General features: G+C 73.0%; 17 protein-coding genes. 12 read left to right on the top strand and 5 right to left on the bottom strand.

Annotation, left to right across the window (positions count from 1 at the left end):
* Nucleotides 1-99: 99 nt before the first annotated feature.
* Nucleotides 100-1,917, bottom strand: coding sequence for a DUF7937 domain-containing protein (locus WMR31_RS03190; RefSeq protein ID WP_340537318.1), 1,818 nt, complete (start codon nucleotides 1,915-1,917; stop codon nucleotides 100-102).
* A gap of 276 nt (nucleotides 1,918-2,193) precedes the next feature.
* On the opposite strand from WMR31_RS03190, the gene purL reads away from it, so the two are divergent.
* From purL to WMR31_RS03170, 4 genes are read left to right on the top strand one after another with little or no spacing between them, the layout of a single operon-like run.
* Nucleotides 2,194-4,494, top strand: coding sequence for a phosphoribosylformylglycinamidine synthase subunit PurL (gene purL / locus WMR31_RS03185; RefSeq protein WP_340537317.1), 2,301 nt, complete (start codon nucleotides 2,194-2,196; stop codon nucleotides 4,492-4,494).
* The gene (locus tag WMR31_RS03180; protein ID WP_340537316.1) at nucleotides 4,491-4,727 is read left to right on the top strand and encodes a hypothetical protein; all 237 of its coding nucleotides are present in this window, start codon (nucleotides 4,491-4,493) and stop codon (nucleotides 4,725-4,727) included. Before purL ends, WMR31_RS03180 begins: the two co-directional genes overlap by 4 nt.
* A 41-nt stretch (nucleotides 4,728-4,768) precedes the next feature.
* Complete coding sequence (locus tag WMR31_RS03175) at nucleotides 4,769-5,083, top strand: GNAT family N-acetyltransferase (RefSeq protein ID WP_340537315.1); 315 nt, start codon at nucleotides 4,769-4,771, stop codon at nucleotides 5,081-5,083.
* 37 nt (nucleotides 5,084-5,120) lie between these two features.
* A complete protein-coding gene (locus tag WMR31_RS03170) occupies nucleotides 5,121-5,876 on the top strand; it encodes a prolyl oligopeptidase family serine peptidase (protein WP_340537314.1) in 756 nt (251 codons plus the stop codon).
* Here WMR31_RS03170 and WMR31_RS03165 read toward each other — a convergent pair.
* From WMR31_RS03165 to WMR31_RS03155, 3 genes are all read right to left on the bottom strand, one after another.
* Nucleotides 5,851-6,561 carry a hypothetical protein gene (locus WMR31_RS03165; protein WP_340537313.1) on the bottom strand — a complete coding sequence of 237 codons (711 nt, stop codon included), beginning with the start codon at nucleotides 6,559-6,561 and terminating at the stop codon, nucleotides 5,851-5,853. The two genes, WMR31_RS03170 and WMR31_RS03165, sit on opposite strands and share 26 nt — an antisense overlap.
* Nucleotides 6,562-6,661: 100 nt before the next feature.
* Nucleotides 6,662-7,471, bottom strand: coding sequence for an ABC transporter permease (locus tag WMR31_RS03160; protein WP_340537312.1), 810 nt, complete (start codon nucleotides 7,469-7,471; stop codon nucleotides 6,662-6,664).
* Nucleotides 7,468-8,481, bottom strand: a complete 1,014-nt coding sequence (locus WMR31_RS03155; RefSeq protein ID WP_340537311.1) for an ABC transporter ATP-binding protein — start codon at nucleotides 8,479-8,481, stop codon at nucleotides 7,468-7,470. The genes WMR31_RS03160 and WMR31_RS03155 overlap by 4 nt, the downstream gene beginning before the upstream one ends.
* Nucleotides 8,482-8,543: 62 nt before the next feature.
* On the opposite strand from WMR31_RS03155, the gene WMR31_RS03150 reads away from it, so the two are divergent.
* Nucleotides 8,544-9,506, top strand: a complete 963-nt coding sequence (locus tag WMR31_RS03150) for a helix-turn-helix transcriptional regulator (RefSeq protein WP_340537310.1) — start codon at nucleotides 8,544-8,546, stop codon at nucleotides 9,504-9,506.
* Between the two features lie 12 nt (nucleotides 9,507-9,518).
* On the opposite strand, the gene WMR31_RS03145 is transcribed toward WMR31_RS03150, so the two are convergent.
* Nucleotides 9,519-10,793: an MFS transporter gene (locus tag WMR31_RS03145; protein ID WP_340537309.1), complete on the bottom strand. Its 1,275-nt coding sequence runs from the start codon at nucleotides 10,791-10,793 to the stop codon at nucleotides 9,519-9,521.
* Between the two features lie 68 nt (nucleotides 10,794-10,861).
* Here WMR31_RS03145 and WMR31_RS03140 point away from each other — a divergent pair, with 68 nt between their 5' ends.
* From WMR31_RS03140 to WMR31_RS03110, 7 genes are all read left to right on the top strand, one after another.
* Complete coding sequence (locus WMR31_RS03140; protein ID WP_340537308.1) at nucleotides 10,862-11,473, top strand: helix-turn-helix domain-containing protein; 612 nt, start codon at nucleotides 10,862-10,864, stop codon at nucleotides 11,471-11,473.
* Nucleotides 11,474-11,539: 66 nt separating this feature from the next.
* Nucleotides 11,540-12,556, top strand: a complete 1,017-nt coding sequence (locus WMR31_RS03135; RefSeq protein WP_340537307.1) for a 3-oxoacyl-ACP synthase III family protein — start codon at nucleotides 11,540-11,542, stop codon at nucleotides 12,554-12,556.
* On the top strand, nucleotides 12,553-13,290 hold the full coding sequence (locus WMR31_RS03130) for a glycosyltransferase family A protein (protein ID WP_340537306.1): 738 nt from the start codon (nucleotides 12,553-12,555) through the stop codon (nucleotides 13,288-13,290). The genes WMR31_RS03135 and WMR31_RS03130 overlap by 4 nt, the downstream gene beginning before the upstream one ends.
* A gap of 11 nt (nucleotides 13,291-13,301) precedes the next feature.
* Entirely contained in the window at nucleotides 13,302-14,717 is a 1,416-nt protein-coding gene (locus WMR31_RS03125) for an AMP-binding protein (protein WP_340537305.1), read from the top strand.
* Nucleotides 14,714-16,273 (top strand): glycosyltransferase family A protein, encoded by a 1,560-nt coding sequence (locus tag WMR31_RS03120; RefSeq protein ID WP_340537304.1) that lies wholly within the window; start codon nucleotides 14,714-14,716, stop codon nucleotides 16,271-16,273. The genes WMR31_RS03125 and WMR31_RS03120 overlap by 4 nt, the downstream gene beginning before the upstream one ends.
* Nucleotides 16,270-17,361, top strand: a complete 1,092-nt coding sequence (locus tag WMR31_RS03115; RefSeq protein WP_340537303.1) for a hypothetical protein — start codon at nucleotides 16,270-16,272, stop codon at nucleotides 17,359-17,361. Before WMR31_RS03120 ends, WMR31_RS03115 begins: the two co-directional genes overlap by 4 nt.
* A complete protein-coding gene (locus WMR31_RS03110) occupies nucleotides 17,358-18,254 on the top strand; it encodes an NAD-dependent epimerase/dehydratase family protein (RefSeq protein WP_340537302.1) in 897 nt (298 codons plus the stop codon). Before WMR31_RS03115 ends, WMR31_RS03110 begins: the two co-directional genes overlap by 4 nt.
* Nucleotides 18,255-18,263: the final 9 nt, after the last annotated feature.

The following is an 18,263-nucleotide window of genomic DNA, read 5'->3' as shown; positions in this document are numbered from 1 at the left end:
CAGCACTCTAACCTCAGAAATCACACCAGTAACACGAGTCGCAGGAACTACAAACGTGTAGTTCTCGCACCCCGGTTTTCGGCCTCGCCGGACCGCGGCTCACTGAGCCGGCGGCGGCCCCCACTGGCCCGGCGGGGGCGGTCCCCACTGTCCGGGCTGCCCATGCGGTGGTGCCTGCGGCGGTCCCCACTGCCCGGGCTGACCGGGAGGCGCCTGTGGTGGCTGCGGCTGGGGATAGCCCTGCTGTGGATAGGCCTGGGGCGGGCCCTGCGGGAAGCCGGAGGCGCCGCCGCCGGCCACCAGTGGGCCGAGCGCGCTGCGAACCTGCGGGGGAGCGGTGAGTGCGTAGGCGCCGAGCGCCGGCAGCGAGATCCACGCGGCGACGGTGTAGCCGTTGTTGACGAAGGTGTTGTCGTCGCCGTTGAGGACGATCATCGCGATCAGGCCCAGCAGGGCTGTCCCGCCGAGGATCCCGAGCAGCACGACGCGGTGTCGACGCAGGTCGGAGAGCAGCGTGAAGCCGTAGCCACCCGCGCCGGCGGCAAGCAGGAGCAGCACCATCGAGACGATCGTCGCGGCACCGAAGTCCGCCTCGAAGGCATGGAAGAGCACTGCCGCCACGGCCAGCGCCGAGCCGGCGATCGACAGCTGGAGGACGGCGGAGAGTGTCTCGCGGCAGTCCTGCAGCGCGTCGTGGGCGGCGGTCGCGCGCTCCATCGGCCGCGACACCGCGAAGCCCGCGGCCGCTCCGACCAGCAGGCCGCCGGCGCCGGGGAGGTAGCCGCCGAAGTAGCCGTTCCACTTCTCGACCTCGGGCCAGAAGAACAGGCCGTCGTGGTCGGAGGCGAGGGCGAACAGCGCCACGACGACCACCGAGAACCCGACCGTCGCCAGGGCGCGCCGCCACGCGGCGCTTCGCGCGCCGAACACCAGCTGGTACGCGGGATAGCCGAACATCGCCAGCGGGATCACGAGGAAGGCGATGAGGATCGCCACGAAGTCGGTGAAGGGATCGAAGATGTCGATCCCGGCGCTGAGTCCGGAGCCGTCGAGGACGTCCGCGTCGTCGCTCAGCGCGCCGTGGAGCACCCAGAGCGCGAACAGCAGCACGGTCAGGACGACGGCCGAGGCCGCTGTCGCTCGGGCGAGCGTGGTCCAACGCCGATCCTGCGGATAGCCGGGCATCTCCTCGGCCGCCCGCGGCTGGATGGCCAGTGCCACACCGGCCAGCGCCATCGCCATGCCACTGCCCAGGCCGCCGTCGGCGTCGTCGTTGATGGCGACCAGCTCGAAGATGACTGCGGCGAGCACGCTGAGCACGAGGGGTGCGTTGAGCGCGAGCTTGGTGAGCAGGTAGTGCTGAGGTCCCCAGTTCGGGATCGCGCGGGCCTTCTCCAGGTAAGGCACCGCCAAGGAGACCACCGCGAGCAGGGCCGCGATGACCACCCACCAGCGCTCGCCGGCGTGGTTGAACGGGTCGAAGGCCTCATCGCCGAAGTCCCACGGCATCCCGAGGCAGGCGAACAGGGCTACAGCAGCGGCGGCGTCGCGGAGGTAGTCGGCCAGCGGCCATCCCTGGAACGGGTTGATCTTCGCGGTGGGCTGCGGGTGCTGCACAGGCTGGTACGGCTGCCCCGGGTGCCAGGGCTGCTGCTGGCTCGGCTGGCCGGGCTGGCCGGGCTGGAATGCCTGGGTGGGGGGCGGGCCCTGTGGTGGGGGGCCCGCCCAGCCACTTGGCGGCGGCCCCGCGGGCGTGCCCGTCGGCGGCCCCTGTGGGTACCCGGAGGGCGGCGGGCCGGCGTACGGCGCGCCCTGCGGAGGAGCCTGGGGATGGACCGGCTGTCCGCAGTTCGAGCAGTAGGCGCCACCTGCTGCGGTGTCGTGGGTCGCGCCGCAGTGAGCACAGTAGGTGGGCATGCCGGGTCGCCTCCTCGGCCGCACCGCGGCCCGTCGCGAGTGCTGTCGACCGCTGTCGACGGCTTCGACCAGGCAACTTATCCGAACCGACCCCTGACAGGGCCGGGCACCCGCCCCTCAACCCCCCCAGACCGAGGGGCAGGTGCTCCGGCCTTCACCGAGTCAGAGCGCGCAGATCGGGGTCAGATACAACGAATCTGAAAAGTTCTCTCCCCGCTGCCCGGTCCGGGCCGATCCGCCGCCGATCCGCGGGGGATCGGCGGATAGATTGGCTCCGTGCCTGCGCCCCACGCCGCCCCGGTCCTCGACACCGTCTCCCACGCCGCCGACGACCCCGGGCGGGAGCTGCCTTGGGCCGAGCTCGGGCTCAAGTCCGAGGAGTACCAGAAGATCCGCGAGATCCTGGGCCGCCGCCCCACCGGCGCCGAGCTCGCGATGTACTCGGTCATGTGGAGTGAGCACTGCTCTTACAAGTCCTCGAAGGTGCACCTCAAGCAGTTCGGGGAGATCCCGCAGGAGACGCCGGTGGGTCCGATGCTCGCCGGCATCGGCGAGAACGCGGGCGTCCTCGACATCGGCCAGGGCTACGCGGTCACCTTCAAGATCGAGAGCCACAACCACCCGTCCTACGTCGAGCCGTACCAGGGCGCGGCCACCGGTGTCGGAGGGATCGTCCGCGACATCCTGGCCATGGGCGCCCGTCCGATCGCGGTCATGGACTCGCTGCGCTTCGGTCCCCTCGACGCCGACGGCGACACCAGGCGGGTGCTCCCGGGAGTGGTGGCCGGCGTCGGCGGCTACGGCAACTGCCTCGGCCTTCCCAACATCGGCGGCGAGGTCGTCTTCGACGAGAGCTACCTCGGCAATCCGCTCGTGAACGCCCTGTGCGTCGGTGTGATGCGTCACGAGGACCTGCACCTGGCCAAGGCGAGCGGCGCCGGCAACAAGGTCATCATGTACGGCGCCCGCACCGGCGGCGACGGCATCGGCGGGGCCTCGATCCTCGCCTCGGTGACCTTCGACGAGGACGGCCCGGCCAAGCGCCCCAGCGTCCAGGTCGGCGACCCGTTCATGGAGAAGCTGCTCATCGAGTGCACCCTGGAGCTCTTCGCCGCCGGCATCGTCGCCGGCATCCAGGACTTCGGCGCCGCCGGCATCTCGTGCGCCACGTCGGAGCTGGCGGCGGCCGGCGACGGCGGCATGCACGTCGAGCTCGACAAGGTGCTCCTGCGCGACCCCACGCTCTCGCCGGAGGAGATCCTGATGAGCGAGAGCCAGGAGCGGATGATGGCCGTCGTCGAGCCCGGCGATGTCGACACCTTCCTCGCGATCTGCGAGAAGTGGGACGTCGAGGCCACCGTGATCGGCGAGGTGACCGGCGACGGGCGGCTCGTCGTCGACTGGCACGGCGAGACGATCGTCGACGTCGACCCGCGCACCGTCGCCCACGACGGCCCGGTCTACCAGCGCCCACTGGCCCGCCCGGACTGGCAGGACGCACTCCAGGCCGACGGCTCAGGGGCGCTGGCCCGCCCGGCGTCGGAGGAGGAGCTGCGCGAGACCGTCCTGCGCTTGGCCGCGAGCCCGAACCTGTGCGACCGGTCGTGGGTCACCGACCAGTACGACCGCTACGTCCGCGGCAACACCGTGCTGGCCCAGCCGTCGGACAGCGGGATGATCCGCATCGACGAGAGCACCAACCTCGGCGTCTCGGTCGCCACCGACTGCAACGGTCGCTTCGCCAAGCTCGACCCGTACGCCGGCGCCCAGCTCGCGCTGGCCGAGGCCTACCGCAATGTCGCCGCCGGAGGCGCCGTCCCACTGGCGGTGAGCGACTGCCTCAACTTCGGCTCACCGGAGGACCCCGCGGTCATGTGGCAGTTCGCCGAGGCCTGCCGCGGCCTCAAGGACGCCTGCCTCGCGCTCGGCATCCCGGTCACCGGCGGCAACGTCAGCCTCTACAACCAGACCGCCGAGACGCCGATCCTGCCGACGCCGGTGGTCGCCGTGCTCGGCGTCGTCGACGACGTCACCAAGCGGACGCCGTCGGCGTGGCCCTCCGTCGAGGGCGACCAGCCGGGGCACCGGGTGTTCCTGCTCGGCGAGACCCGCGAGGACCTCGACGGCTCGGAATGGGCCCACGTCGTGCACGGCCACCTCGGGGGCCTGCCTCCGGCGGTCGACCTCGACGCCGAGAAGCGGCTCGCCGCGCTGCTCCACGAGGGCGGCCAGGAGCTCGGCCTCCTCGCCAGCGCCCACGACCTCTCCGACGGCGGCCTGGCCCAGGCGCTGGTCGAGTCCGCCCTCGGCAACCTGTGCGGGGTGCGGGTCGACCTGGCCGGCGTGCACGCCGACCCCTTCGTGGCGCTGTTCGCAGAGACGCCCGGGCGAGTGCTGGTGAGCGTGGCCGCCGCCGACGTCGACGCGCTCACCGACCTGGCCGCACGCCACGACGTCCCACTCACCGGCCTCGGCGTCACCGGCGGCGACGTCCTGGTCGTCGACGGCGGGTTCGAGATCAACCTGCTCGAGCTGCGCTCGGCCTGGATGGCCACCCTCCCGGTGGCCATGGCGTGAGCCAGACCGAGGGCGACTACACCGCCTACCCGTGCCCCAACTGCGGCAGCACCACGTATCAGGAGGGCTGGGTCGACGACGACCGGCAGGGCCGGGTGCGTTGGATCGCCGGGCAGCTGCGGCGCAGCGCGTTCGGCAACGCCAAGGGCCGGGTGCGCAATGCCAAGCTGTCGGTGATCGCCTACCGGTGCACGCACTGTTCACGTCTCGAGCTCTATGCGCTCGATCGGTGAGGGGCCTTGTCCGAGGCCGTGCGATCGGGTCGAATGACCCGGTGACCGATTCCCCCTCGTTCGACGTCGTCAACAACTCCGACCAGAGCCGCTACGAGATCCGCGACGGCGACACCCTCCTCGGCTTCGCCGACTACCAGGAGACGCCCGACTCGGTGGTCTTCACCCACACCGAGGTGTTCCCGGGTTCAGAGGGGAAGGGCGTGGGCGGCGCTCTGATCGGCGCCGCGCTCGACGACGTCCGGGCCCGCGACCTCAAGGCGCTCCCGATCTGCCCGTTCGTGCAGGCATACCTCAAGCGCCACCCCGAGTACGCCGACCTCGACTACCGCACGTCCCGCCCGGCCCAGGACTGAGCCTTGAACCGGGCCGAGCCTTGATCCAGGCCGAGCCGTGACGACGCGGATCCCCTACGGCGAGGATCCCAGCCAGTTCGGTGACCTGCACCTGCCGGACGGGAAGGCGCGCGGCGTCGTCGTCGTGATCCACGGCGGCTTCTGGCGCGACCGCTACGACTGTGCCCTCGGCACGCCGCTCGCGGCCTCCCTGGCCGAGCAGGGGTGGGCCGCCTGGAACCTGGAGTACCGGCGGCTGGGGAGCGGCGGGGGCGCCCCGGCCACCTTCGACGACGTCGCCGCCGGCATCGACGCGCTGGCCGCGCTCGCGCCCGCGCGCGCCCTCGATCTGTCGACCGTCGTGACGCTCGGTCACTCCGCCGGCGGCCACCTCGCGGCCTGGGCCGCCGCCCGGCAGCGGTACGGATGGTCCTCCCGCGCCGGGATTCCGGTCACCCACGTGATCTCCCAGGCCGGCGTCCTCGACCTCCGCGCCGCCTCCGCCGACGGCCTGAGCGACGACGCCGCCGCCGCACTGCTGGGGCATCGCCCGAGCGAGGCCGACGAGCGCTACGACCCCGCCCAGCAGGTCCCGCTCGACGTCCCGGTCTGGTGCGTGCACGGCGCCGCCGACGACGACGTCCCGCCGTCCCAGTCGCGCGACTACGTGGCCGCCGCCCGCGCCGCCGGGGCCGAGGCCGAGCTGGTCGAGTTCGCCGGAGACCACTTCGAGGTCATCGACCCGGACTCCGCTGTCTGGCAGCGGATCCTGAGCATCCTCGAGGGAATCAGGCCGGACGGGCGCCCTGGTTGAGCATCGAGATCTTCTGCCAGATCTTGCGGCTCAGTGAGGTGGTGAGGGTCTCGATGTCGCCGACGGCATCGAGCACCAGCGCGTCCTGCGACTCCTCGGCGACCAGCGCGGCGGCCTTGCCGACCAGACTGAGCAGCTCCGAGCAGTACTCCAGGTAGTGCACCATCTCGGTCGCGCTCAGGCCGGGGTCGAGGCTCTGCGCCGTGCCCCGGTAGTCGGCGCGGAGCCGCTCGGGGTCCTTGGCGAGCTGGTGCATGTCGATCACGTGGGCCAGCGACCGCAGCCGGTGCAGCAGGGCGAGCAGCCGGCCGCGCTGGAGACGGTCGGGGAACGAGTACAGGAACCACAGAGCCAAGGCCGCGAACACGACGTCGTTGACGGTCGACTCGATCAGCGGCAGCCAGTCGACGCCGTCCTCCCGGCCGAGCGCATCGCGGAGTGCCAGGCCGAGGGCAATGACGGTCACTACCAGCACGAGCGCGGCCAGCGCGCGGCAGGCGATGCGAGTGCGCCGCAGGCGCCGGTTGATCTCCGGCGTCGCCCCCTCCATCTCGGCGACCAGCTCTCCGAGTCTCCCGGCGACCTTCTCGATGCCCCGGCCGGCGAACCGTGCCGCCACCCGCGACCGGAGCCGATCGACCGTCGCACGCACCCGGGTCGCGTCCAGCCGGTCGAGGTCGCTCACGCCCCGCAGCCTAGTGAGGCGGCTCTCGGACCGCCCATGAGCGCTGCCCCGTCCGCTATAGCTGACGGGTCAGCGCCTGGGTGAGTTGGTCGGGCGGCGGTCAGGAGGCACGGCGCATGGTGCGCAGGCCGACCACGACGCCGAGGGCGGCCACCGCGGCGGCGGCGAGGGCGCCGGCGCCGACCGTGTCGAGGGGGAAGTCGCCGGCGAACAGGGCGCGCTCGGCCTCGATGATGTAGCCGAGGGGGTTGAGGTCGGCGAGCAGGCGCAGCCAGCCCGGGGCGTCGGGGCCGATCGGCAGGAGGACGCCGGCGAGCAGCAGCAGTGGGAAGATCAGCGTCTGCTGGACGGTCCAGAACAGCCAGTCCTGGCCCTTGGCGACCAGGGCGAGCGCGAAGGACAGGGCGCCCACGCCGATGCTGAACAGGGAGAGGATCGCCAGGCCGGCCAGGACGCCGAGCGGGTGCAGGTCGAAGCCGAAGGGCGTGACCACCGCGACGATCAGCACTCCCTGCGCGAGCATCGGGACGACCTCCTTGAGGGCTCGCCCGACCAGCAGCGACGAGCGGCTCAGCGGCGAGACGAGCAGCCGTTCGTGGGAGCCGGTGTTGATCTCCTGGGAGAGGTCAGCCCCGGTCATCGAGGCGCCCATCAATGCCGTCATCGCGATGATGCCGGGCACGAACCACTGCAGCGCCGATCCGCCCACGCCCTCGTCGGGGAGCAGCGGCGCGAACAGCGCGAGGAACACCAGGGGCTGGACCATCGCGAACAGGATGGAGGCCGGCTCGTGGAGCATCGGTCGCAGCTGCCGGGTCATCACGCTGAGGGTGTTGGCCAGGAAGCCGGGGGTGGCCGGCTCCACTCCGGCCCGGGCGGGGGCGGCGGTGTCGATCGTGGCGGTGCTCATGCTGCTGCTCCTTCGTCGTGGGCGTGCTGGTCGGTGGGGGTCTCGCGCAGGCTGCGACCGGTGAGGTGGAGGAAGACGTCGTCGAGGGTCGCGCCGGCGATCTCGACCCGGGAGGCGGGCGTTCCCGTGGCGGCCAGGTCGGTGAGGAGGCCGGGGGCGAGTTCGCGGCCGTGGGCGACGCGCACCTCGACGTCGGCGCCGGTGAGATCGACGGCGGCGCCAGGGAGACGCAGCGCCCGGTCGGCCGCGGCAGCGGCGTCCGCGGAGGAGGTGAAGCCGAGCGAGACGAGGTCGCCGAGTCCGGACTTGAGGCGCTGGGCGGTGTCGTCGGCGATCACCTGGCCGTGGTCGATCACGATCACCCGGTCGGCGATGGCGTCGGCCTCCTCGAGGTAGTGGGTGGTGAGCACGATCGTGGTGCCGAGCTCGCGGTTTAGGCGCTGCACCTGCTCTTGGAGGTTGACCCGGTTCTGCGGGTCGAGGCCGGTCGACGGCTCGTCGAGGAACATCAGTCGCGGGCGGTGCACCAGCCCGATGGCGACGTCGAGGCGTCGCCGTTGGCCGCCGGACAGAGTGGAGACCGGCCGCCGGGCGTGCTCGGTGAGGTCGAAGGCGGCGAGGAGCTCGTCGGCGCGAGAGTTGGCCTCGGTACGGCTGAGGCCATGGGCCCGTGCCTGGCTGAGGATCTCGTCGCGGCCACGCTGCTGGTGGCCGGCCGCGTTGCCCTGCCCGACGTAGCCGATCGCCCGCCGCACGGCGCGCTGGTCGGTGACGACGTCGTGGCCGGCGACCCGTGCGGAGCCGGAGGTGGGAGCGATGAGGGTGGTGAGCATCCGCAGCGTCGTCGACTTGCCGGCGCCGTTGGGGCCGAGGAAGGCGACGAGCTCGCCGTCGGCGATCTCGAGGTCGAGGCCTCGCACGGCCTCCACCTTCTGCTTGTGCCGGGTGAAGGTCTTGGTGAGGGCGTGGGTCCGGATCACCGGCCCCCTGGTGTCTTGATGAGTTGTCATGACGGCGACGCTAGAGTCGCCTTAGGTCAACTTCTGTCCTGAATCGAGACGAGTCTGGATCAATGTCCACCAGCGCCCGGATGCTCTCCCTCCTCTCCCTGCTCCAGACCCACCGCTACTGGCCCGGCGAGGAGCTCGCCGAGCGCCTCGGCGTCAGCGGTCGGACGCTGCGCCGAGACATCGAGCGGCTGCGCGAGCTCGGCTACGTCGTCGACGCGTCCCGCGGCGTGGCCGGCGGCTACCAGCTGCGGGCCGGTGGGTCGCTGCCGCCGCTGCTGCTCGAGGACGACGAGGCGGTGGCGATCGCTGCCGGTCTGCGCACCGCCGCGGCCGGCTCCGTGGGCGGACTCCAGGAGACCTCGGTCCAGGCGCTTACCAAGGTGATCGCGCTGATGCCGCCCGGCCTGCGTCGTCGGATGGACGCGCTCACCTCGCAGACCGACACCGCAGGGCCGTGGGGGAGTCGCGGGCCGAGCGTCGACGCCGTCCTGCTCACCACGCTCGCCCAGGCCTGCCGCGACGACGAGCCGCTCACCTTCGGCTACCAGGGCCGCGGCGCGGATCCGACCCATCGCCGCGTCGAGCCGCATCGACTCGTCTCGCTCGGACGCCGCTGGTATCTGGTCGGCTACGACCGCGATCGCCAGGACTGGCGCTCCTTCCGGGTCGACCGGATCAGCGACGTCGCCCCCACCGGCCAGCGGGTCCGCCCCCGCGACCTGCCGGCCGAGAGCGCCCTCGCCTTCGTCCAGGCCGGGTTCCGCCGGATCCCGAGTCGCTACGACGTCCGGGTGCGAGTGGCCGCCCCTCTCGACGACGTGCGCCGGGCCGTGGGTGGTTGGGGCACCGTCTCCGAGCTCGACTCGGGTGAGTGCCTGCTCGAATGGAACACCGACGACCTCACCTGGCCGGCGATGGTGCTCGGGCACATCGGAGCCCCGTTCGTCATCGAGTCGCCCGACGAGCTGCGCGGCGCATGTCGTCGGATGGCCGACCTGCTGGCCTCTGCGTCCCGCGCCCCGTAGGCCCCGCAGCGTTCAGGCGACCGCGGCGACGGGCGTGGCGTCGTCCCCGATCTCCTCGAGCGCGGCGCGCCACACCGCCGGCCGCGGCACCGCGCGGATCGTGTGGCTCAGGGTCGGGATCAGCGCGGTCGCCGCCACGAGGAGTCCGAACGCGAGCACCGCCCGGGTTCCGCCGAGGACCGTGAGGGCCGCGCCGCCGAGGACCGGCGCCAGCGGCATCGCCGCCATGGAGGCGAACTGGCTGAACGACTGCACCCGGCCGACCAGGTCCGGCGGCGTGACGGCCAGCCGGTAGGCGCCGATGCCGGCGTTGCCCGCAGGATTGAGCAGCAGCACGATCGCCAGCGCGGACGCGACGACGACGGGGCTGTTCCACAGGGCGAGCGGGATCAGCAGCGGCAGGAAGCTCCACGCGATGACGACGGTGAGGGCTCCGGTGGCGAACCGGTCGATGATCCAGGGTGCCGCGATCGCCCCGAGGATCCCGGCCGCGCCGGCGACGGTCTCGACGAGGCCGAGATGGACCGGGTCGACGCCGTCTTGGATCAGGCGCAGGACGGCCACGAAGAACAGGGCGTTCACCAGCAGGTTGGTCAGCGCCGACCAGCACAGCAGGGTGCGGAAGAACGGCTGGCCGAGCACGAAGCGAGCCCCGGTGGCCAGGTCGGTGCGCAGGCGGCGCGGATCCCCCACGTGCGGGATCGCGCTCAGGTCGGTGCGGATCCGGCCGAGCATCACCCACGAGATCGCGTACGTGACGGCGTCCGCGGCGAACGGGAGCCAGCGCGCGACGGCGTACAGCGCGCCGCCGAGCGGGGCGCCGATGAGGCCGGCGACATGCTCGCGGGCCTGGTTCTGGGCGAGCGCGGTCGGCAGCTCCTCGGTGGAGACGACCGTGCGCACCGCGGAGGTCTCGGCCGGCGCGAACGCGCCGGCGCACACGCCGGTGACGAGCGAGACCCCGAGGAGGTGGACCATGCCGAGCTGTCCCAGGATTCCGGCGAGCGCGAGCGAGGCGTACAGCGCGACGCCCGTTCCGCTGGCCAGGCGCATCACGCGACGCCGGTCGAGCCGATCGGCGAGGACGCCGGCCGGCAGCAGCGTCGCCGCCATGCCGAGCAGGTGGAGCGCCTCGGCAAGCGCCGCCATGAAGGCCGACCCGGTGAGCGCGAATGCGAGCAGCGGGAACACGAACATGCTCATCCGGCTGCCGAGGGTGGAGGCGGTCTGGCCGATCCACAGCGCGGTGAAGTCGCGGTTCCGGGCCAGGCTGCGGTACGAGGACATATCCGCACCATATGTTGCGCAATAAGTGTTGCGCAATAGTTGGTGCGCAACTCGGTAGACTCCCGTACGTGCCGGAACAGCCACGACGAAGCCCCCGTACGATCCACGACCCGCAGGTGCTCCGCGCCATCGCGCACCCGGTGCGCAACCAGATCCTCGACGAGCTCGACGCCCAGGGGCCGCTGCGCGCGGCCGACATCGCGCGCGAGCTCGACATCCCGGCCAATCAGGCGAGCTTCCACCTGCGCCAGCTGGCCAAGTACGGCCTGGTACGCGAGGACCCAGACGCCGCGCGCGACCGTCGGGACCGGGTGTGGAAGATCGTCGACGACGCCGGCACGACCGTCAGCTTCGAGGAGCTCGAGGCGACACCGGGTGGTGCGGCCGCCTCGGCCGTCTTCCGCGACAACGCCGCGAGCTGGGGGCAGTACGTAGTCCAGCAGGCCTGGGCTGCCGAGCGCACCCCTGACACCGTCCGCCAGATCGTCAGCTCCGCGCTCCGGCTGAGCAAGGACGAGGCCGAGGACCTCGCCCGTGAGCTCGACGCCGTGGTGGTCGGGTGGAGCGCGAGACGCCAGAGCGAGCTCGACATGCTCGAGGACGGCACCGAGCGGCGTACCTACCTCTATTACGGGGTACTCCAACCCCATCCCGGTCGGCCCACGGCCGAGGATGCGTAGCGATACTCATTCGTCGCGCCCCATCCATCCCTAGTCTCGGCAGCACCTTCACCGAGAGGACCCCCTGTGCGCTCCCAACCTCCGCCACGGGTCGGCATCACCGCCGCGGCCCATGTGCTTCCCCCGACCGTGCTGACCACCGACGACGTGCAGGCGCGCATCGAGCGAGCCTCCGGATTCGGGCTCCCGGCGGGACTCCTGGAGCGCATCACCGGCATTCGCTCCCGGCACGTGGTCGTCGAGGGTGAGCAGTGGGCATCGAGCCTCGCGATCGACGCCGGTCGTGCCGCGCTCGAGCGGGCCGGTCGCGACCCGGCCGAGGTCGACCTGCTCCTCTTCGCCTCCGCGACCCGCGATTTCGTCGAGCCCGCCACCGCCCACGTCGTCCAGCACGCACTCGGCACGAACGCGCACTGCCTCGACGTCACCAATGCCTGCAACAGCTTCATCAACGGTCTCGATCTCGCCAGGGCGATGATCGAGACCGGCCGCGCGCGTACCGCGTTGGTGGTCACCGGTGAGACGCCGAGCCTCTCGATCCGCTGGCAGGTCGAGAGCCTGCGCAGCGCCGTCGAGCACTTCGCCGGATACACCTTCGGCGACGCCGGTGCCGCGTGCGTGGTCGAGCCCGTCGCGTCCGGCGGCCTCGGTCGGACCGAGACCGAGACCCACAGCGAGCACTGGGACGTCGGCGGGATCTTCGGCGGTGGATCGCGCCACCCCCGCGACGAGGACCTGCTCTACTTCTCCGGTGCCGGGCACGAGTTGCGTCGCGTGTTCGAGAAGATCGGTCCGGCGATCGTCGACTCGACCCTCGCCCACGCCGGCCTCGCCATGGACGACCTGGCCGCGGTGCTCGTCCACCAGGTCGCGGTGCCCTATCTGGACCGGTTCTGCGAGGTCACCGGCACCCCGCCGCACCTGGTCGATCGCACCGTCGACGTCGTCGGCAACATCGCCTCCGCGACCCTCCCGCTCCAGCTGAGCCGGCAGTGGGAGCGGCTTGCCCCGGGTGACCAGGTGCTGCTGCTCGGACTCGGCGGCGGGGTGTCGGTGATGTCGATGATGTGGGAGAAGGCATGAGCGCTCTGTGGGTGATCGTGCCCGCGTTCGACGAGCAGCAGCGCCTGCCCCAGACCCTGGCCGCCCTGGCCGCCCAGGACGACGTCGACTTCACACTCGTCGTGGTCGACAACGGTTCCACCGACAAGACCGCCGAGGTGGCGCGCGCCTTCGCGCCGACGGCTCCCTTCGCGGTCCACGTGCTCGACGAGCCCGAGAAGGGGGTCGGCTGCGCGGTCGACACCGGGTTCCGGACGGCGATCGCGGCCGGCGCCGCGTACCTGGCGCGCACCGACGCCGACTGCCTGCCGCGGCGAGACTGGATCCGCGAGATCAGACGCGGCTTCGCCGACGGTGCCGAGCTCGTGTGTGGCCACCTGGTCGCACGCCGCGATGAGAACCGGCCGGCGGCTCGCGCGGCGTTCCGCGGCATGGTCGTCGCCGCCGCGCTCTTCGGTCGCTATCGCAGCAAGAACCGCGGGCCGGACTACCTGGTGCCCTACCAGATGCATGCCGGCAACAACATGGCGATCACCGCCGACCTCTACCTGCGGTGCGGCGGGATGCCGCGGATGCCGTCGCCCACCGATCGCACCTTCCTCAACCGGGTGCGTCGCTGCACCACCCGGATCCAGCAGCGTCGCGCCATGGTGTCGGAGAACTCGATGCGCCGGATCTATGCCTACGGCGTGCTCGGCTCCGCACGGTGGTACCTCGACCGTGGCCCAGGCCGGCGCACGGCCGACCCGCGATGATCGGCGCCGCAATGATCGACGACCTCCTGCCACGGCTCCGCTCGACCCCCCACGAGCCGGCGTTCCTCGCCGAGGGTCTGGCGCGCCGCGCGATCGTGCGTCGGGGCGCGATCGCCGACCGCGCGCTCCGGATCGCAGGTCTCCTTCACCAGCGCGGCCTCGCCGCGGGAGACACCGTCGCACTCGCCGTGCGCCCCGGCCCCTCGGCCCTGGCGGTGGTGCTGGCCGCGCTCCGGCTCCGCGTCCGGGTCGCCCTGGTGGACCCCGCCGTGCCGCCCGAGCTCCTCACCGCGCGCCTGCGCGCCGCCGACGTCAGCACGGTGATCGCCGATCCCGTCGTCCGGGCCGCCGCCGGTTGGGCCGCGCCGGTCGTGCGCCGGGCGACCGGCCTGCGGCTCGCCGAGCTCGACGCCATCGCACCCGTGCTCGTGCCGCCGCGCCGGATCCCGCTCACGCCGTCTCCCGACCGCAGCGGCGAGGACGCCGAGGCCCTGGTGATCTTCACCTCCGGCACCACCGGCGATCCGCGGGCCGTGGTGCACACCGTGGCCTCGCTCTCGGCCGGCCTGACCGCGGTCACCGACCTGACCGACGTCCGGCCGCAGCATCCCGTGGTCGGCGCGACCTTCTTCGCGATGACGCCGGCGCTGCTGGCCGGAGCGCCGGTGTGCCGTCGCGCCGACCGCCGCGCCCTCGCCGGCCTTCGCCCGCAGCTCACCTATCTCACCCCTCCGCAGGCGCGCGATCTGCTCGATGACGGCGCCCGCTTCACCGGTCGGGTGTTCACCGGCTCGGCACCGGTCTCCGCGAGACTGCTCGAACGGCTGCGCACCGCCGGAGCCCAGGAGGCATGGGGTGTCTACGCGCTCACCGAGGCGTTCCCGGTCGCGGCCGTCGAGGCCAGGGTGAAGGCGTCCTACGACGAGAGCGGTGATCTCGTGGGCGACCTGGTGGCAGGCATGACGGCGCGCACGGACCAGGCGGGTCAGGTGTTGATCGCGGGTCCCGGGGCCGCTGCCCGCTACCTCGGCGGGGGGCCGCTCGAGGAGATCGCCACCGGCGACCGCGGCGAGGTCGTCGGCCGGCGGATCGTGCTGCACGGCCGCCTCAAGGACATGGTCCTGCGTGGAGCGGAGAACATCTATCCGGGGCTCCTCGAGCCGGGGCTGATTGTGCCCGGGGTCGCGCAGGCGCTGCTGGTGGGCGTGCCCGGGGCCGACCTCGACGAGCGTCTGGTGCTCGTGGTCGAGCCCGAGCCGGGACACTCCCCGGACGCCGTCCGGCGGAGCCTGCGCGAGCCGCTGACCGCGCTCGGTGCCGCACGTCCCGACGCTGTCGTCGTCGCCACGATCCCGACCTCGGGCCGGTCCCGCAAGCCGGACCGCGGGGCCACCGCCGCGCTCGCTGCCGCGAGGCTGGGCGGGTGAGCATCGGCCTGCGCGGACGTCGACGCGAGCTCCTCATGGCGTCCCACGTCCGCTACACGCGCGCCAACGGCGACGCGCTGGCGAGTGCGGCCACCTACTCGCTCCTGCTCGCGCTGGTGCCTGCCCTCCTGCTGGTCGGGACCGTGCTCGACTGGGTCGGCGTCGGCGAGGGGGCCGTCGCCCGGACGGTCCGCACCGCGGCCGGCCGGGTTCTTCCGGACACGGTGGCGACGGTGGTCCGCGGCGCCGCCGAGGACCTCGGTCGCACGCTGCCCTGGCTCGCGATCGTGATGGTGGCCTGGGCGACGGTGCGCTCGGTCCGCGCGCTGCGCACCTCCTTCCGCGCGATGTGCGCCCAGGACAACGGCTCGGGCAATCCGATCGCCGACAACCTGCGCGACGTCTGGCTGGCGCTCGCCCTGTACGTCGCGGTCGCGGCCGCCGTTGCGCTGGTCGCCGCGCCGGACGCCGTCGTAACCGGTCGGCTGATCGGCGCCAGCGCCCTGCTGGCCCTGGTCTTCGCCGCGATGCGGCTCCTGCCCTGGCCGCGCGCCGACCGTCCGTCGCCGCGCCGCACCGCGGTCGCCGCCGCCGCGGCGTCCGGTGTCGTGCTGCTGCTCGGCACCGTCGGCGGCGTCTACCTCGATCGCACCGCCTCGGGCCGCGATGCGATCTTCGGGGCGGTCGCCGCGCTCGTCGCGACCGCGGTGTGGGTCGCGCTCTCGGTGCGCGCGGTGCTCCGTGCGCTCTCGATCGCCTCGGTGCTCGAGTCGTGGTCGCGTCCGGCGCCCGCGGACGACCGGCGTCTGTGGGTCGTCGTTCCGGCCTACCAGGAGGCGGCCGGGATCGGCGCCACCCTCGACGCTCTGGCGGCACAGACCGACCGCGATGTCGAGGTCGTCGTCGCCGACAACGGCTCCACCGACGACACCGTCGCCGTGGTGCGCCGCTTCGCCGCCTCCGCGCCGTTCCCCGTGCACGTGGTCGAGGAGCCCGAACGCGGCGTCGGCTGCGCCGTCGACGCCGGCGCGCGGTTCGCGATCGCCCACGGCGCCGGCCTCCTCGCCCGCACCGACGCCGACGCGTTGCCGCGACCGGACTGGATCGCCCGGATCCGCGAGCGGTTCGCCCGCGGGGCGGACGTCGTGTGCGGCGCCAGCATCCCTCGTCGCGACGAGCACCCGACCCTGGCCGAGCGACGGCTGCTGCCCGCCGTCCAGCGCACGCTCGCCGTCTACGGTCGCTATCGCGGGGCGCACCGCGGACCGGAGTACCTCGCGCCGTACGTGCTCACCCACGGACACTCGTTCGCCATCGCCGCGGACGTCTACGAGCGTGCGGGCGGTGCGGTGCGACGTCCACTCGAGGACGGCCCCGAGGACGTCACCCTGCTCAACCGCGCCCGGCAGGTGACGCCCCGTGTGGTGCGCGCCGAGGAGGTCGTCGTCGAGAACAGCCTGCGCCGGCTGCGCCAGTGGGGCGTCAAGAACACCCTGCTCTGGTACTGGGACCGGCGCTACCGGCCCGCTTCGTCCGACGAGGTGCACGTGCGGTGAGCAGTGATCACACGCGCGCGCGCCGCCGCGACCGCCGCGTCTACCTCGCCTCCCACCCCGTTCTCTTCGCAGCCTTCGCCGCCCTGCGGCGGAGTCCGGTTCGCCGAGCCGGCTCGCGAGTCGTGGTGAGCGGCACGGACGCCGTTCGCCGAACGCTCACCGAGATCCGACTCGATCGCGTGGCCGAGCGCACCACCGGCGGTGCGATCCGGCGCCACGAGGGGAGCGGTGCGTTGTTCGACCAGACCGGAGACGCGCACCGACTGGCCCGCCGCGACCTGGCGCGACGCCTCGACTCGCGCGGCGTGGCCCAGTTGCGCCCCGTCTGGCGACCCGTGCTCGATGAGATGAGAGCAGCGCTCGCTCGTGGCGACGAGATCGACCTCTGCGACGTCGCCGACCAGATCTCCGGCCGTACCACCGCCGCCCTGCTCGGCCTCGAGCTCACGCCCGCCGAGTGCGTCGAGCTCGCCCGCGCGGCCCGCCGGACGGCGTCGTCGGCCGCCGCGGCAGAGGTGCCCTCGTGGAGACGCCTCGGGTTCCGCGACGATCTCGTCGATGCCTTCGACGGCCGGGTCGACCCGCTCGGCAAGATGCTCGCGCTCGCCGCGGTGAACACCACCTATGCGGCCGTGCCGCGCGCCGTCGCCTGGGCCGCGGACGCCGACCTCTGGCCCGATGCGCTCGACCCCGTCCGCCGTCCGGTGCTCGTCGCAGAGCTGCTTCGGGTGCTCGCGCCGACGCCGTTGCTGCCCCGGGTCCCGGCTGCCGCGGCCGAGCTCGACGGCTGCCCGATCACTCCCGACGATCAGCTGCTGGTGATGGTGCGGCACGCCGTCGAGGCACACCGCCGCGACCCCGACGTCGACGCCCCGGCGTCGCCCGCGATCGGACAGCTGGTGTTCGGCGCCGGCGCGCACGCCTGCCCGGGGGCGCACCTCGCGCGGACCCAGCTCGACGACGTCCTCGCCGCCCTCGCCCCGTACGCGCCCCGGGTCGTGCGCTGCGCTGCCGACCGACGCGCGGCGCTGCCGGCCTGGCGCACCCTCGTCGTGGCCGCCCGGAGCGACGTCGGGAGCAGCCCATGAGGATCGCGGTCACCGGCGCCAGCGGGTTCTGCGGCAGCGCGGTGGTGCGGGCGCTGCGAGCGCACGGTCACGGCGTCGTCGCGCTCGGCCGTCGACCGGTGGCGGACGCCGAGTGGCGCGGCTGGGACGCCGCCGCCGACGTCCCCGACCTCGCCGCCGTCGAGGCGGTGGTCCATCTCGCCGCCGCCGTGGGGGACCCGCGCCCCGGCGCCGACGACGCCGAGTTCGAGCGGGTCAACGTCGACGGCGCCGCCCGGCTCCTCGACGCCGTCCGGCTCCGTGAGGTGCCTGTGGTGTGGGTGAGCTCGGCCAGCGTCTACGACCCTCGTCTCGACCGCTCTCTCGTGCCGGAGAGCCATCCGACCGAGGGCGGTCATCTCAACGCCTACGGGCGCACCAAGGCCCTCGGCGATCGGCTCGCGCTGGCCGCGGGCGCGGTGGTGCTCCGCCCGCGCGCCGTCTACGGCCCCGGCGACCCGCACCTCCTGCCCCGGCTGCGGCGCGCGGTCCGCTGCGGGCGGATCGTCCTCCCCGGCGCCGACGTCGACCTCTCGCTCACCCACGTCGACAACCTCGCGAGCGCGTGTGTCGCGGCTCTCGGCTGGCCGGCTGGTGCCTACAACGTCGCCGATCCGGCGCCGGTACGCCGCGACCGGGTCGTCGCCGCGGTCCTCTCGGCCCGGGTGTCCCACCTGCCGATCGCGATCGTCGACGGCGCTGCCCGGATCGTCGAGCGCACCGCCGCTCTCACCGGGCGCGAGCCGCTGCTCACGCCGTACGCCGTCGACACCCTGGCCCGCCCCTGCTGCCTGGATCTCTCCCGAGCGCGGGCCACCGGCTGGGAGCCGGAGGAACGACTCGCCGGCTTCGTGGAGGCGTTGGCGAGTCGGTAACGTCGCTCG

Origin of the sequence: Nocardioides epinepheli, from assembly GCF_037936805.1 — a bacterium.
In the GTDB taxonomy this organism is placed as follows: domain Bacteria; phylum Actinomycetota; class Actinomycetes; order Propionibacteriales; family Nocardioidaceae; genus Nocardioides.
The sequence above is the reverse complement of the archived record's forward strand: the minus strand, read 5'-3'. Positions and strand labels throughout refer to the sequence as shown.

Excerpts from the sequence above, each read along its gene's own strand:
- WMR31_RS03190 (WP_340537318.1), bottom strand. The coding sequence starts at position 1,917 with ATGCCCACCTACTGTGCTCACTGCGGCGCGACCCACGACACCGCAGCA.
- WMR31_RS03160 (WP_340537312.1), bottom strand. The coding sequence starts at position 7,471 with ATGAGCACCGCCACGATCGACACCGCCGCCCCCGCCCGGGCCGGAGTG.
- WMR31_RS03155 (WP_340537311.1), bottom strand. The coding sequence starts at position 8,481 with ATGACAACTCATCAAGACACCAGGGGGCCGGTGATCCGGACCCACGCC.
- WMR31_RS03150 (WP_340537310.1), top strand. The coding sequence starts at position 8,544 with ATGTCCACCAGCGCCCGGATGCTCTCCCTCCTCTCCCTGCTCCAGACC.
- WMR31_RS03145 (WP_340537309.1), bottom strand. The coding sequence starts at position 10,793 with ATGTCCTCGTACCGCAGCCTGGCCCGGAACCGCGACTTCACCGCGCTG.
- WMR31_RS03130 (WP_340537306.1), top strand. The coding sequence starts at position 12,553 with ATGAGCGCTCTGTGGGTGATCGTGCCCGCGTTCGACGAGCAGCAGCGC.
- WMR31_RS03125 (WP_340537305.1), top strand. The coding sequence starts at position 13,302 with ATGATCGACGACCTCCTGCCACGGCTCCGCTCGACCCCCCACGAGCCG.
- WMR31_RS03110 (WP_340537302.1), top strand. The coding sequence starts at position 17,358 with ATGAGGATCGCGGTCACCGGCGCCAGCGGGTTCTGCGGCAGCGCGGTG.